Source organism: Stutzerimonas frequens (assembly GCF_024448335.1).
In the GTDB taxonomy this organism is placed as follows: Bacteria; Pseudomonadota; Gammaproteobacteria; order Pseudomonadales; family Pseudomonadaceae; genus Stutzerimonas; species Stutzerimonas frequens.
The window spans coordinates 281,529-297,055 of sequence record NZ_JAMOHM010000003.1 but is presented as its reverse complement, the minus strand read 5'-3'; the positions used below and the strand labels follow the sequence as shown (position 1 = coordinate 297,055).

General features: G+C 63.9%; 10 protein-coding genes. 6 read left to right on the top strand and 4 right to left on the bottom strand.

The genetic code is table 11. The features are described from left to right. Positions 1–5 precede the first annotated feature (5 nt). The 3 genes from NAO55_RS06295 to xthA form a co-directional block, all read right to left on the bottom strand. Positions 6–938: a carbohydrate kinase family protein gene (locus NAO55_RS06295; protein WP_102841048.1), complete on the bottom strand. Its 933-nt coding sequence runs from the start codon at positions 936–938 to the stop codon at positions 6–8. Positions 939–1,037: 99 nt separating this feature from the next. Then, a complete protein-coding gene (locus tag NAO55_RS06290; protein WP_102841049.1) occupies positions 1,038–2,393 on the bottom strand; it encodes a substrate-binding domain-containing protein in 1,356 nt (451 codons plus the stop codon). Positions 2,394–2,488: 95 nt separating this feature from the next. Beyond that, positions 2,489–3,301 carry an exodeoxyribonuclease III gene (gene xthA, locus NAO55_RS06285; protein ID WP_102841050.1) on the bottom strand — a complete coding sequence of 271 codons (813 nt, stop codon included), beginning with the start codon at positions 3,299–3,301 and terminating at the stop codon, positions 2,489–2,491. Between the two features lie 220 nt (positions 3,302–3,521). Between xthA and NAO55_RS06280 the strand changes: the two genes are divergently transcribed. The 6 genes from NAO55_RS06280 to NAO55_RS06255 all read left to right on the top strand — a co-directional run bounded on the left by NAO55_RS06280 (position 3,522) and on the right by NAO55_RS06255 (position 13,688). Beyond that, a complete protein-coding gene (locus NAO55_RS06280; protein ID WP_063540519.1) occupies positions 3,522–4,157 on the top strand; it encodes a GNAT family N-acetyltransferase in 636 nt (211 codons plus the stop codon). Between the two features lie 201 nt (positions 4,158–4,358). Further along, a complete protein-coding gene (locus tag NAO55_RS06275) occupies positions 4,359–6,041 on the top strand; it encodes an autotransporter assembly complex protein TamA (RefSeq protein WP_232244597.1) in 1,683 nt (560 codons plus the stop codon). Continuing rightward, positions 6,041–9,721 (top strand): translocation/assembly module TamB domain-containing protein, encoded by a 3,681-nt coding sequence (locus NAO55_RS06270; RefSeq protein ID WP_102841052.1) that lies wholly within the window; start codon positions 6,041–6,043, stop codon positions 9,719–9,721. Before NAO55_RS06275 ends, NAO55_RS06270 begins: the two co-directional genes overlap by 1 nt. 493 nt (positions 9,722–10,214) lie before the next feature. Beyond that, positions 10,215–11,558 (top strand): alanine/glycine:cation symporter family protein, encoded by a 1,344-nt coding sequence (locus NAO55_RS06265; RefSeq protein ID WP_063540516.1) that lies wholly within the window; start codon positions 10,215–10,217, stop codon positions 11,556–11,558. A gap of 136 nt (positions 11,559–11,694) precedes the next feature. Next, positions 11,695–12,195 carry a thiol peroxidase gene (gene tpx, locus NAO55_RS06260; protein WP_102841053.1) on the top strand — a complete coding sequence of 167 codons (501 nt, stop codon included), beginning with the start codon at positions 11,695–11,697 and terminating at the stop codon, positions 12,193–12,195. 305 nt (positions 12,196–12,500) lie between these two features. Beyond that, complete coding sequence (locus NAO55_RS06255) at positions 12,501–13,688, top strand: NAD(P)-dependent oxidoreductase (protein WP_063542215.1); 1,188 nt, start codon at positions 12,501–12,503, stop codon at positions 13,686–13,688. 94 nt (positions 13,689–13,782) lie between these two features. Here the strand turns inward: NAO55_RS06255 and murJ are convergent, their stop codons facing one another. Next, positions 13,783–15,249 (bottom strand): murein biosynthesis integral membrane protein MurJ, encoded by a 1,467-nt coding sequence (murJ, locus tag NAO55_RS06250; RefSeq protein ID WP_063542217.1) that lies wholly within the window; start codon positions 15,247–15,249, stop codon positions 13,783–13,785. Positions 15,250–15,527 lie beyond the last annotated feature (278 nt).

The window sequence follows — 15,527 nt, the reverse complement described above, 5'->3', positions numbered from 1 at the left end:
ACCGGTCAGGCAATTTCGTATCGGTAGGGTAGGTCCGGACCACGCCGGGAACAGGTGATGGCGGCGGCGCTGCTGGCGAAGGCGAGCATGGCCTGCAGTTGCGCAGGCGCCATCTGTGCGAGTCCGTGCGGCGAGTCCAGCTGCTGTTCGGCCAGGTAGGCGAGCAACGCGGCCTGGAAGGTGTCGCCGGCGCCCACGGTGTCACGCACCGTCACCGCCTGCGCTGCCACGTGCAGCTGGCCGTGCTTGCGGCTGAAGAGCTGTGCGCCGTCGGCACCGCGGGTAAGCACCACCAGCTCGGCGTGATGGTCCAGCCAGCGCTGGGCGATGCACGCTGGCGCCATGTTTGGATAGAGCAAGGTCAGATCCTCGTCGCTGACCTTGATCAGATGTGCACGCTCGGCGAACGCCTCGACCCGCTCGCGCCAGCGTTCGAGGCTGGGTTCAACGTTAAGGCGAATGTTCGGATCGAGCGAAATCAGGCGCTGGGCATGCTCACGATGCAGCAAGGCCAGCAGCGTATCGGCAATCGGCGGCGTCACCAGCGAATAGGAACCGAAATGGATGCCACGAATGTCTGCCGGCAGCGGCTGCAGCTGCTCGGGCCGCAATAGGCGATCGGCACAGCCTTCGCCGCGAAAGCTGTAGACCGGACTGCCATCGGCACCGATGGCGACCATCGCCAGGGTGGTCGGCGCATCGAAGATGGCGAGATGCTCGGTGGCGACGCCTTCTTCCTGCAGCAGCTCTAGCAGGCGCTGACCGAAATGATCGCGCGAGAGCCCACCGAGCAGTGCGGTCTGCGCGCCCAACCGGGCCAGCCCGACGGCGACGTTGAACGGCGAGCCACCTGCGACGGCTTCCAGATTCAGGCGACTGCGGCTGTCAGTCGAGGCCGCGAACACATCGAAAAGTGCTTCACCACAGACGAGGTACATGGGCGATCCCTGCTGGCGGAAATCGCCCGAGCTTAAACCCGACGCCTGTAGCGGGACAGTACGCCCGCAGCTGGCGGCCGATACGATCTTGCACTTGTTTCAGTACACCCAGACTTCGACGCGGCGATTTTTGATGCGGCCAGCTTCGCTGTTAGATGCCACCGGAAGTTGATCGCCCAAACCATTGATTTCCTTTACAAGGATGCCGCCACGGGCCAGTTCGCGACGCACCGCCATGGCGCGCAGCTTGGACAGCAAGGCAGTTCGCGCGGGATCGTTGCGGGCGTCGCCGAAGCCGACCAGCACCGCCGCGTTCATCTGCTTGTCGTGGCTGTTGAGATAGTCGATCAAACGCTGCACATCGCGCTGGGCCTTGTTGTCCAGCTGCGCGCTGCCTTCGGCGAAGCGGAAGTTGACCGTCAGCCGTTGCGCTTCGCGTGCCAATTGCTGGTAGGCAGCGGGCATCGCCGCCTGCGCCGGCAGCCTGATCGGCGCGATGGCCTGGGCCACGTAGCCGGATTTCTCGACGATGGCTTGCCCCGCAGGACTATGCACGAACGTCAGGAATTCGCGGGTCCATTTAGATTGCTTCTGTGGATCGGCGTAGAGGAACAGGCGCCGCGACAGGGGATAGTCTTCGGTGGCGACCAGGGCCGTGGTCGGTGGCATGGGCTGGGAATCGCCGTCGGTGATTGCCAGCGCCTTCGACTTGCCGACAGAGGCGAGACCGACAAAGCCGATGGCCCCGTTACGGCGGCTGACGGCCAGGGACAAGGCGTCGTTGGACTCGTAACGCGTTGCATTGGTAGCCAGCGTTTTGCCCTGGCTGCCCAGGACCAGTTCCTTGAAGGTGTCGTAGGTACCGGACTGGTCATCGCGAGCGTGCAACTCGACCGCTGCATTGGCACCGCCGAGCTCACGCCAGTTGGCGATCTCGCCTGAGAAGAGGCGTGCGACCTGTTCTACGCTGAGCGACTGCACCGGGTTATCGGGATGGACGATCACCGCCAGGCCATCGATGGCGATGACCTGTTCGCTCTCGGCGCTGCGCATGTCGCCCAGGGCGGCGAGGCTCTGCGCTTCGCTCTGCTTGATCGGTCGCGAAGCAGCGGCGAGGTCGGCAGTGCCGTCTTTCAGCCCGGCGAATCCGGTACCGGTGCCATGGGCTGCGACCAGCGCTTGAATGGTCTTGCCGCGCTCGTCGAGGGCGGTGACGCGCTGCTCGTTCTCCTTGCCGGCCGGGGCGATGCGGACCGACTGCAGGCCCTTGGCCTCGAACAGGCCGGCCACCAGCATCGGTGCCAGCTTGGCACCCACGGTGTTGGAGCCGTGGATGCGCAGTATGGTCGTTCCGTCCGGCGGGGCGGCGAGGCTGTTGCCGGAGGCGCTTCCAAGCGTGAGCAACAGCAGGGGCAATGCCCAATTCCAGAACCGTCCAAACACTCGTGGCGTCATCTCGCGACCTCCTTGTAGAAGGCCGCGAGATTAAGACGATTCGGTTACCAATAAATGACAGCGCGGGCGGCGCTGCCGGAATTGCGCAGCGGTCGTCAGCGCAGCTCGATCCACACCGGACAGTGGTCCGAAGGCTTCTCCATCGCGCGGATGTCGTAGTCGACGCCGCAATCGGTCACGCGCTGGTGCAGCGCTGCGGTGGTGAGGATGTAGTCGATGCGCAGGCCGCGGCGCGGGTCGTCCTCGAAACCGCGGCTGCGATAGTCGAACCAGCTGAAGCGATCGACGACTTCCGGGTTGAGGGCGCGAAAGCTGTCCTGCAGCCCCCAGCCCTTCAGGCGTTCGAGCCACTCGCGCTCCTCGGGGAGAAAGCTGCACTTGCCGGTGCGCAGCCAGCGCTTGGCGTTCACTTCGCCGATGCCGATGTCGCAGTCCTGCGGGGAAATATTGAAGTCGCCCATCAGCGCGAGGGATTCCTCGGGGCGGAACTGCTGTTCGAGCAGTGTCTGTAGGTCGGCGTAGAACTTGGTCTTGGCGGGAAACTTCACCGGATGGGCGCGGCTTTCGCCCTGGGGGAAGTAGCCGTTCATGACGGTGACCGGCTGGCCGTTGGCATCGGCGAAGCGGCCCCAGATGAAACGCTTCTGCGACTCCTCGCCGTCGCTGGGAAAGCCCTTGTGTATCTCCAGCGGTGCCTGGCGCGAGAGCAGGGCGACGCCGTAGTGGCCCTTCTGCCCGTGATAGTGGACGTGGTAGCCGAGCGCTTCGATCTCCGCCTGGGGAAACTGCTCGTCGGCCACCTTGGTTTCCTGAAGACCGATGACGTCCGGCTGATGCTTGTCGATGATTGCAGAAAGCTGATGAGGTCTGGCGCGTAAGCCGTTGATGTTGAATGAAACGATTTTCATGAGGATTCCATGGGAGGGACGCTGTCGCGACGCGTATCAACGGCGCGCGCCGGTAACTGATGGACTTGAAGCGCTGATTCTAGAGACACCGTGCCGCAGGTACAAAGGCGCTGTCACGGCGATTGCCGCGGCGCGCTCTGCTGGTCATCTGCCGACGTGGCGGGCGGCGCGAAGCGCTGCTAAGTTGCAATCACCCATCATGAAAAAGCCGAGAGCCGTCATGCCGATGTCCGCCGAGGTTCGCACGCTCGACAGTGGTTACGACCGCGAAACCCGTTCATTGCTGTATCACGCCTACCGCCACGAACCGACCTTTGCCTACCTCTTCGAAGCCGATCGCCCGGGCTATCAACAGCGCGTGCGCGCGACCGTGCGGGAGCTGGTTAACCAGCATTTTCTGCAGCAGCAACCGGCGCTGGGGCTATTGCTGAACGACCGGCTGATCGCCGTTGCGCTGATCGCGCCGCCGCAGCGTCGGTTGGATATCACCGAGAGCTGGGCCTGGCGCGCGCGGATGCTGCTGACTGCCGGTTTCCGCTGTACGCGGCGCTATCTGGATTACCACGCCGCCGTGCTTGCCTGCCTGCCCAGCGATGCCGTGCACCTGCTGCCGCTGCTCGGGGTGCACCCGCAGTTCCAGGGCCAGCACTACGGCGAGCAGCTGCTGGAAGCGGTGCATGAGTGGTGTGCCGAAGACGAAACCTCCCAGGGCCTGGTCATCGACACCGGCAACCCGCGCTACCTGAACTTCTATCAACGGCAGGGCTACGAAGAAATCGGCCAGGTCGCGGTAGGACCGGTCGTCGAACATGTCTTCTTCCATCCGGCGCCACGGCGGATGGAAGCGGCGCGCTAGGTGTGGGCGAATTTTATCCGGGCGGGTCAGTCTGACTGGTCTGAAGCCACGCGATGTCAGCCGATGCCTGTCCCACCGCAAGACCGCCTTACAAACCCCCTGGCCCGCGTGCTCGGGCATGCCAGACAGCCCGTGCTAGCATTGCGCGCCATGCGCAAATCGAACCGAATCGGCCTGCTGGTAGCCGCAATTGCGATCCTGATGTTGAGCGGCGTTCAGGCCGTCGCCGCCGAGCTGGACGTTCGGATCGAACCGGAAGACCGGGCGCTGCGGGAGAATGTCGAGAACTACATCGGCGACCTGGGCGACCGGGATGCGCGCGAGTTGCTGCGCTACAGCCGGGTGGCGCAGCGTCAGGCAGAGAAAGCCCTGCAAGCGCTGGGCTACTACCGCAGCCGCATCCGCACCGACGTGCGTGAGGGCGAGGAACCGACCCTGGTGCTGCGGGTGCGGACCGGCGAACCGGTGCGCTTACGCAACATCAATGTGCGGCTGGAAGGGCCGGCGGCGGAATTTTCGGGCTTTCGCGTCACTCAGCGCAGCCTGCGTCAGGGCGATGTGCTCAATCACGGCCGCTACGAGGACGTGAAACAGCAGTTCCTCAATCAGGCTTCGCGCTTCGGTTATTTTGACGGGCGCTTCACTCAGCAGCGGCTGGCGGTCGATCCGCGGGAGAACATCGCGGACATCGATCTGGTGTTCGACAGCGGCCCGCGTTACCGGCTGGGGGATGTGCGTTTCGAAGGCGATGCGCCATTCGACGACGACCTGCTGTCGCGCATGGTGCCTTTCGAGGCCAATACACCTTATGACTCGGAGCTGATCGCCGAACTGACCCAGGCGCTGCAGTCCAGCGGTTATTTCGAGGGTGTGCGGGTCGATGCCAACCCCACCAGTGCTCGCGAACAGCGGATCCCCGTCGCGGTCAGTCTGACAACTCGCAAGCCGCGAACCTTCGGGCTCGGGCTCGGCTATTCCACCGACGTTGGGCCGCGTATCCGCCTGGACTGGACACGCCACTGGGTCAATCCGCAAGGTCACAGCTACGGCGCCGAGGCCGAGTTGTCCGCGCCAAGGCAGAACGTCGGCCTCTGGTACGACATTCCCCTCGACCCACCGTTGACCGACAAGCTGCGCTTCGTCGGCGGCTATCAGTATGAGGAAATCGCCGGCACCGACAGCCTCAGCCGCTTGCTCAGGGTCGGCCCCGAGTGGCACAGCCAGCTGCCCAGTGGCTGGTTGCGGGTGCTCTCATTGAAATGGCAGCACGAGGAATACCGCCTCGGCGACGATTCAGGGTTGAGCACGCTGCTGATGCCCGGTGTCGCCTACAGTTACCTGCGCAGCGACAACCGTATCGACCCCAGCCATGGCTATCGCCTGCAGTTCGAGCTGGCCGCGGCCAAGGCGGGGCTGTTGTCGGACGCCGATCTGATCCACGCCAATGCCCAGCTACGCGGGTTGACCACCTTGGGTAAGCGGCATCGCTTTCTCGGTCGCGTGCAACTAGGCGGCAACTGGACGGATGAATACGTCAATGTGCCCCCTTCATTGCGTTACTTCGCCGGTGGTGATCAGAGCGTGCGCGGCTACGACTACCAGAGCCTGTCACCGACCAACTCCGATGGCGACAAGATAGGCGGCCGCTATCAGTTCGCGGTCAGCGCCGAGTATCAGTATTCGATCAGCGAGAAATGGCGTGTCGCCACCTTCTTTGATCAAGGCAATGCATTCAACTCGCTGGAAATTCCCACGCTCAAGAGTGCTGTCGGCGTCGGTGTGCGCTGGGTGTCACCGGTCGGCCCGATTCGCGTCGACGTCGCCCACCCGCTGGATGGTGACGGTGGCGTCCGCCTGCATTTCTCCATGGGGCCGGAGCTGTGATGCGGGTACTGCGTGGGCTTGGCTGGACGCTGCTTGGGCTGATACTGCTCGTGCTCATCGTCACCGCCGTGCTGCTCGGCACCGCCAGCGGCAGCCGCTGGTTGCTGGGGCAGGTGCCGGGGCTGACGGTCGAAGCGTTCGAAGGCCGACTCGGCCAGCGCTGGCAGGCCGAGCGGCTGATCTGGGAGCAGGACGGCAGTCGCGTCGAAGTGCAACAGCCCCGTCTTGCCTGGTCGCCGGCATGCCTGCTCAAGCGCACGCTGTGCATCGACGAGCTGGTCACCGGCGACATCGACCTCAGCTTCCCGCCCAGCGAGCCTGACCCGGCGGCGGAGCCCTTCAGCTTGCCTGAGCTCGATCTACCGCTGGCGCTGCAAGTCGAACACATTGAGATTGGCCGGGTGACGCTCAATGAAAGCGAGCAGGTGCGAAACCTGTATCTGCAGGCAGATTGGCGTGCGGATGGCCTGGACATCCAGCGCCTCGACGTGCGCAGGGCGGATGTGGACCTGTCAGTGACTGGCCGACTGCAGCCCAGCGGCGCCTGGCCGCTGCAGCTGCAGGGGCAGGCAGCGCTGCAGCCGCCTGCTGACGAGCAGCCGTGGGCTCTGCAGCTCGCGGTCGAGGGCGAGCTGCGCGAGCAGCTGCAACTCGAGGTCGAGAGTCAGGGCTATCTCGACGGCACGCTCAGCGGCCAGGTTCGTGCGCTGGACGAGCGATTGCCGGCGACCATCAGGCTCACCGCAGACGGCTTCAAGGCAGTGCCCGATCTGCCGGAAACCCTGCGCCTGCAGGAACTGGAACTCACCGCGACCGGCGATATGGAAGATGGTTACCGCCTGCTCGGCACCGGTCGGCTGCCGGGCGAGGGCGGTGCCGTGCGCCTGGCGCTCGAAGGCATAGTCAACCCAAGCGGCGCACAGATCGACGTGCTCGAGCTGGATGCCGGGCAGCAGCGCCGGGTGAGCCTTTCTGGCGACATCGCCTGGCAAGACGGCCTGGTCGCCAATGCCGAGCTGGCGTGGCGCGATTTTCCCTGGCGACGGCTCTACCCGGCGATCGAGGAGCCGCCGGTGACACTGCGCGAACTCAACGCGCAGATCCAATACGACAATGGCAACTACCTCGGCAACTTCGATTCGGCGATGACCGGCCCGGCCGGAGATTTCACTTTGAACAGCCCGGTCAGCGGCAATCTCGAAGCCGTGCATCTACCGCAACTGCAACTGCAGGCCGGGCAGGGCAGTGCGACGGGGTCGTTGAGTGTCGGCTTCGCCGAGGGCGTGGACTGGAAAGCGGACCTGACGCTGAGCGAGCTCGATCCGGCGTACTGGCTGGCCGAGCTGCCGGGCAATCTCGGCGGTTCGCTGAAAAGCCAGGGCGCCTTGCGTGACGAGCAGTTGCAGGCCGAGGCGAGCCTCGACGTCGCCGGGCGCCTGCGCGGCCAGAACACCAGCCTGCAATTGCAGGCCAACGGCGAAGGCGAACGCTGGAACCTGCCGGTCATCGACCTGCGCATGGGCGATAACCGCGTGCACGGCAGCGGCACCTGGGCACAGACGCTGGATGGTCGATTGCAACTGGAACTGAGCCGCCTGGCACAGCTGTGGCCCGATCTCAGAGGGCGGGTGAACGGCGAGGTCACGCTGGCGGGAACCGCAGCGGCGCCGAGCGGGCAGCTCGAGCTCAGCGGCCGCAACCTCGCTTATCAGGACAATCGGCTGCGTCGCCTCAGCTTGCAGGGTCAGCTATCCGATGGGGAGCGCGGTCGGCTGGCGCTAGATGCTGAGCGAATCCGCGCAGGCGAGACCGATCTTGGAGCACTGCGGATCAATGCCCAAGGCACTGCCGAGCGGCATCAGGCCGAGCTGCAGCTACAGGGTCCGTTGCTAGACCTGGCGCTGGCCTTCGATGGCGGGTGGCGCGGTGAGGACTGGCTTGGCCGGCTGACGCGTGGCGAACTCAGCGCGCAGCAGCAGGACTGGGCCCTGCAACAGCCGGCCACGCTGCAGCGTTTTGCCGATGGCCGACTGGAATTCGGTGCGCATTGTTGGCGCTCCGGGCCCGCCAGCCTCTGTGCGGAGAATCAGCGCCTGCTGCCGGAGCCGCAGATTCGCTATCGCCTGCGCGATTTCTCACTTCAGACCCTGGCCGAGTATCTGCCCGAAGATTTCCGCTGGCAGGGCGAGTTGAATGCCGATATCGAGCTGGACCTTCCCGCTGGCGGACCCAATGGCCGGGTTCAGGTCGACGCCGGCCCCGGCGTGCTGCGCATTCGCGATGCGGACGAGTGGCACGACTTCCCCTATCAGACCCTGGCGCTGAACAGTCGCTTGCTGCCGGAGCGAATCGACAGCCAGCTGCGTTTTCAGGGCGGTGAGCTGGGCGAACTGGACGTGCAGCTGCAGATCGATCCGCGGCCTGCGGCCAAGCCAATCGATGGCGAGTTTCGCCTGAGTGGTCTCGATCTTTCGGTGGCGCGCCCGTTTGTGCCGATGGTCGAGCGTTTGCGCGGCGAACTGAACGGAAGTGGCCAGCTGGCCGGCACCCTGCAGCAGCCGACGCTCAATGGCCAGCTGCTGTTGAGCGACGGGGAGGTCGCCGGCAATGAGCTGCCGACGACCTTCGAAGACCTGCGGGCGCGCATGCTGATCGAGGGCGAGCGACTGGACATCGACGGCAACTGGCGGGCCGGCGAACAGGGGCGCGGCAGCCTGAGCGGCGCACTGGACTGGCGGAACGAAACGGATCTGGACCTGGCGATCAAGGGCAGTCGCCTGCCGGTGGTGGTTGAGCCTTACGCCGACCTTGAAGTCGAGCCTGACCTGCGCATCGTTCTGAGCGGCCAGCAACTGGCCGTCAGTGGTCGGGTCGAGGTGCCACGGGGCGCGATCACGGTGCGTGAATTGCCGCCGTCGACGGTGAAGGTGTCCGAAGACACCGTGATCGTCGGTCGTGAAGCCGAGGAGGAGGCTACGCCGCTGGCGGTGAAGATGGATATCGATGTCGAGGTTGGACAGGATCGCCTGCGCTTCTCCGGCTTCGGCCTGACCGCGGATCTCGCCGGCTACCTGCATATCGGTGACAACCTGGATGCGCGCGGCGAGCTGCAGCTGAAGAACGGCCGCTATCGCGCCTACGGTCAGCGCCTGACTATCCGGCGTGCCGAGCTGCTCTTCACCGGCCTGATCAGCCAGCCGTTCCTCAATATCGAGGCGATCCGCCGGATCGAGGCGGAAAACGTGGTGGCCGGCCTGCGCATCACAGGTAGCGCCGAACAGCCGCGGATCGACGTCTTTTCCGAACCTGCCATGAGTCAGGAGCAGGCACTGGCCTATCTGGTGCTGGGGCGACCGCTGGGCGCCGATACCGGGGACAGCAACCTGCTGGCCCAGGCGGCGCTGGGCCTTGGCCTGGCTGGCAGCTCATCGATTACAGGCGGGTTGGCGCAACGCCTGGGCATTCAGGATTTCCAGCTGGACACAGAAGGCACGGGTGCTAGCACCAGCGTGGTCGCCACCGGCCGACTGACCGAACGCCTGGCCCTGCGCTACGGCGTCGGCGTGTTCGAGCCGTCCAATACCATCGCGCTGCGTTATCAACTGACGCGGCGGATTTTTCTCGAGGCGGCCAGCGGTCTGGCCAGTTCGCTGGACATCTTCTACCGCCGCAATTTCTGAACGCAGGCACGGCGTGGCTGCAGGGCGGCCGTCGCCTTGCTGCGCTGTTCTACCCGGCTGATCGATCTGATATGGCAACAGCCGCACCAAAGCGCGCCAGCGACCACTGGCGCGCGCACCAGACTGGGCTACGCTGAGTTCGCTTTGCTTGCCATTCGCTATTCGGCGGGCGCGGGCTGTCCGGGTTTGACCGTTCGGTCTGGTTCCTGCGTCGATTCGATCATCGAATCTGGCGCGATTGCCCCGCGCCCAACGAGCGAATGCAGTGGTAGCATCCACGCTTCCGACCGTCGCGGTCATCGCCGCGCAACGCTCTAGCACGAGTCTTGCAAAGCGCTGCGGACCTCAGCGCTTACCAGCTCCAGAGGCGGATCGGAGTCGTCGGTACCTGGTCGCTGAAAAACCACCGCCACAAGCGTCATGTTTTTCAACGGCTCCACGGTAGCGCGCCCCCAACGCGAGGGAACTCGCTTATAAGAAATAAGGTGCTCGAATGGAATTTCTGAACAACCTCGTCAATACCGTAAACGGCCTCGTCTGGGGCCCACCCATGCTGGTACTGATCCTCGGTACCGGTCTGTTCCTGATGATCTTCCTCAAGTTCATGCCGCTTACGCGCATCGGCACAGGCTTTGCGCTGATGTGGCGCGGCCGTGCCAAGGGGGATGATTCGACCGGTGAAATCAGCCCGTTCCAGGCACTGATGACCTCCCTGGCCGCGACAGTGGGGACAGGGAATATCGCCGGTGTGGCGACCGCGATCTTTCTCGGCGGGCCGGGGGCGCTGTTCTGGATGTGGTGCACCGCGCTGGTCGGTATGGCGACCAAGTACTGCGAGGTCGTGCTGGCGGTTCATTACCGCGAGAAGGACGACCGGGGCGAGCACGTTGGCGGCCCGATGTACGCGATCAAGAACGGCCTGGGCAAGAAGTGGGTCTGGCTCGGCACCGCATTCGCCATCTTCGGCGGGCTGGCCGGCTTCGGCATTGGCAACATGGTGCAGGTCAACAGCATGGCTCATGCGCTGGAAACGACCTTTGCCGTACCGCTCTGGATGACGGGGCTGCTGACCATGGTGGTGGTCGGGCTGGTGATCCTTGGCGGCATCCGCCGCATCGGCGTGGTCGCCGCCTCGCTGGTGCCGTTCATGTGTCTGGCCTACCTGATCGCCGCGGTGGTGGTGCTGGTAGTCAACGCTTCGGCGATTCCGGCAGCCTTCGATCTGATCTTCACCCACGCTTTCACCCCTATCGCCGCGACCGGTGGTTTCGCCGGCGCTGCGGTCATGGCGGCAATTCGCTTCGGTGTGGCTCGTGGCATCTTCTCCAACGAGGCGGGCCTCGGTACCGCCGGTATCGCTCAGGCGGCCGGTACCACCACCAGCTCGGTGCGCTCGGGCATGATCGGCATGCTGGGTACGTTCATCGACACCATCATCGTCTGCTCGATGACAGGCCTTGCGATCATCTGCACCGGCGTCTGGACCAGCGGCGAAAGCGGGGCGGCGCTGTCCGCGGCAGCCTTCGAGTCGGCCATGCCGGGTATCGGTGGCATCATCCTGACCATCGCGCTGGTGGTCTTCGCCTTCACTACCATCCTGGGCTGGAGCTACTTCGGCGAGAAGTGCTGGGAGTTTCTGGTCGGCACGCGAGCCATCTGGCCTTTCCGTGTGATCTGGGTGCTGGCGGTGCCGTTCGGTGCCATCGCCCAGCTCGACTTCGCCTGGCTGTTGGCCGATACCCTCAACGGCCTGATGGCGATCCCCAACCTCGTTTCGCTGTTGCTGCTGAGTCCGGTAGTGGTCAAGCTGACCAAGGAATATTTCGCACGCAGCTGATGTCCGGTAATGGTCGGTAACCGCCCTAGATGGCGGTTCACCGATCGGCGGTCCGAGGCTACACTCGGGCCCTCTTTCAGGCCGTGGGGCTGATGGCCCCGCGGCCTTTTCGTGTCACCCATCGAGGAGCGAAGCAATGACAGAAGTCACCCTGAAAGGCACCCCCGTCCAGGTAGCCGGCGAGTTTCCGCAGGCCGGCCAGCAGGCCAAGCCGTTTCGCCTGGTAGGCGCCAACCTCGCCGACGTCGAGCTGGCAGCCTTTGCCGGCAAGCGCAAGATCCTCAACGTCTTCCCAAGTGTCGATACGCCGACCTGCGCCACGTCGGTGCGCAAGTTCAATGCTCAGGCCAATGCGCTCGAGAACACCGTCGTGCTGTGCATCTCCGCCGACCTGCCTTTCGCGCAGAAGCGCTTCTGTGGCGCCGAGGGGCTGGAAAATGTGGTCAACCTGTCAACCATGCGGGGCGCCGAGTTCCTCAAGGACTACGGTGTGGCGATCGCCAGCGGTCCGCTGGCCGGCGTTGCTGCACGCGCGGTAGTCGTGCTGGATGAGCAGGATCGCGTGCTGCACAGCGAACTGGTCAGCGAGATCGGCAGCGAACCGAACTACGAGGCAGCTATCGCTTCACTTGCCTGAAGCGCGCTAATGGCTAGTCGACGGCGAGTCCTTAGGGGCTCGCCGTTTTTTTGGCGACAGAAATCAATCGGCACAGGTGAAACCGCCTGTCGAGGTCAATTAGCGGAAACATCGGGGTCGAACTACTTTCCGTGGTGTCGCTTACCAGAGGATTTCAGGGTGAGCGCAAGCCCACAAAGATGGCAATTAGGCAGCTTTTCTTAAAAATCTTTTCGCGCGGCTGCTGTCATAGAGCTGATGCCCATTGAATGGATTCAGTTATGCCTACCTCAGATGTCAAAAGAATCGGTATATCCGGAACCGGAATGATTGCCCACGGCATCGTTCGGTTGATCAAACGGCACTATCAGGACATGCAGATCTCCCGCGTCCTGACGCGCCGCCCGCTTTCCTCGCTGACTGACTTTCCGCTGCCCGAGGCATTGACCAACTCGCTGGACGAGCTGATCGATCATTCCGATCTGATCGTCGAATGCAGTGGTGATGTCTTTCACGGTACTTCGGTCATCGAACGGGCCTTCGAGGCTGGGCTGCAGGTGGTGACCGTCAACGCCGAGCTGCAGGTCACCACGGGTTCCTACCTGGCGGGGAAGGGTTTTCTCACCGAAGCCGAGGGCGATCAGCCCGGCTCGCTCGCTGCGTTGCGCGAAGATGCGCTGCAGATGGGCTTCCAGCCGATGGTCTACGGCAACATGAAGGGCTATCTGAACCACGACCCGTCGCCCGAAGACATGGCCTACTGGGCCAATCGACAAGGCATCAGCGTTGACCAGACGACCTCCTTTACCGATGGCACCAAGGTGCAGATCGAACAGGTGATCCTCGGCAACGGCCTTGGCGCGACCATTACCCGCCAGGGCATGGAAGGGTTGGCCTCGACCAATCTGGACGACAGCGCCAGCTTGCTGGGAATGATGGCCGAGCGCGCTGGACAGCCGATCGTCGACTATGTGATCCCCTCAGGTTATCCAGCCGGTGGCGTATTCCTGGTCGGGCGGCACGACGAGGATCAGGCGCGAGCCATCGAGTACTTCAAGCTGGGACGCGGGCCGTTCTATACGCTGGTCAGGCCTTTCCATCTGTGTTCGCTGGAGGTGGGCAAGACCCTGCGCCGCGTGCTGGACGGAGGCGGTGTGCTGCTCAACAACTCGACCGAGCCGACCTTGGGCGTGGCGGCGATTGCCAAGCGCGCCATGAAGCCCGGTGAGCTGATCGATCGTGGAATCGGTGGCTTCCAGTTCCGTGGCGAGGCGATCAAGCTCGCCGAGCATCCGGATCACGTACCCATCGGCCTGCTACGCAAGACGGCGCTCAAGCGTGCGGTCGAGCCGGGGCAGATCATCACCTTCGACGATATCGATATCCTGCCCAGTCGTGCGCTGGACATCGTCATGGAGCAGCGCCGACCGCGTCCGCAGAAATCCGATGCCACATCGGACGGCTGGACGACGCCCTGCGTCAGCACCATGGGAATGCTCGCCCTGGGGGGGTGAGCATGAACGTCCTGACGACAAGGCCGCTGCACCACGCAGCGGCCTTGTCGTTTCTGCCGTTGGAACTTCAGCTCGCGACGACGGTGAGCGTCTGTCAGGCCTTGCGCATCGACCAATAGCGCGGACGGAACAGATCACGCTCACCCAGTAGGGTGACCCCTGCGGCGAAACCCACCAGCACCAGCCCGATGTAAAGGCACAGTTCGACGAAGCCCTGTGGCTGCGGCAGGAAATGCACTGCCCCGGCGAGCGCTACTGCGGTCGCCAGCCAGCGCGCCAGTACGGCCACGCCGGCGCCTCGGGGCGAGGTGCGGTAGACGAACAGCCCCATGAACAGGGCCTGCAACATGGCCCCGCTGGTGAAGGCCAGTGCCAGCCCGGCGGCGCCGTAGTGGCGATAGAGTGCAGCATCCAGCGCTATGGTCATGACCGAGCTGATCAGCGTAATGACCAGGAACAGACGCGCCTGGTGCTGCGCAAGCAACGCCCGTCCCCACAGCAGGGCAAGTCCCATCGCCGGTAGGCCGAGCGCGTAGATCACCATCAGCGAAGCCGTTGCCTGCGTCTGGGCCGCGCCGAACTGCCCACGTTCGAGCAACACCGAGACTACCGCCTCGGGGAAGGAGCACAGCACCACTGCGGCAGGAACGAGGAACAACAGCGTCGCCAGCAACCCCTTGCGGATCACAGCGGCGTGACCGCTATGGTCCTGGTCGTTCCAGCTTGAGGAAAACTGCGGAAACAAGACCGACAGCACCGACATGGCGTACAGCGTCAGCGGAATGGTGACGATGCGGAAGGCGAAGGAAAGCATGGTGATGCTGCCTTCCTCGAGAAACGAGGCGAACATGCGTTCGGCGAGTATGCATGCCTGCTGCGCCCCGGCAGCTAGCAGCACTGGCGCGAACGCCAGTCCGAACTGACTGCCATGTCCCTTCTCCAGCGGCAACGCTTCGCCACGCATGTAGCGGATGCGCCGGTGCTGGACGATGATCAGCGCAACCTGCGGCAGCAGCATGCCGAGGAAGATCACCATGCCACTGGGCTCGAACAACAGAATGCCGACGATCGCCCCGGCATTGAGTAGCAGCGTGCGCGTCATCGGCATGATGAACACGTTGTCCATGTTCAGCAGTGCGCCCTGGCAGTAAAGCGCCGCTTGCACGGCGATCAGCAGTGCGCCGACACAGAACACCAGCTGACCGCTGGCTACCTGCTCGGCGGTCCAACCGGGCGCCAGCGCGTTGAGTACCCAGTAGCTGGAGAGCACGATCAGTGCGCAGGCGGCGGCACCGAGCAGCATCACACGCCAGTAGAGCCAGCGCGCGACCGCCTCGAACAGCGATTCCGACTGGCTGCGCAGCTTCTGCAGGTAAGGGATCATGGTGTCGCGCAATGCCAGGCCGAGGAAGTTCTCGAAGAACAGCGGCAGGATCAGCGCAACGAAGATGAGATCCGCTTCCCAGCTGAGGCCAAACGAGCGGGCGATGAACAGATCGCGAAGAAAACCGAGAAGAAAGCTGGCGACGGTGAGCGCCAGAATGACCAGCGATGCATTCATTCCTTGATCCTATGCCGGCCATCGATGAGGCGATGGCTCGTTGAACGACACGACAATGTCCGATTTCGACGTGCTGCAAAGCGCGGGGCTTGCTCACAGAGCTCCACTCGCGCACGGGCCGCGAGAGGAACGCTAGATAGACTTAAGACCTGCTCCATGGTTCCAGGCCCATGGCTCTGAACCGGTCATCGTGTACATGCCGATACGTAAAAATGCCGTAAAGGCACTTTGCGAGCGGATCGCGACTGCTTATGGTTCACGCTCCTTTTCAAGCGAAC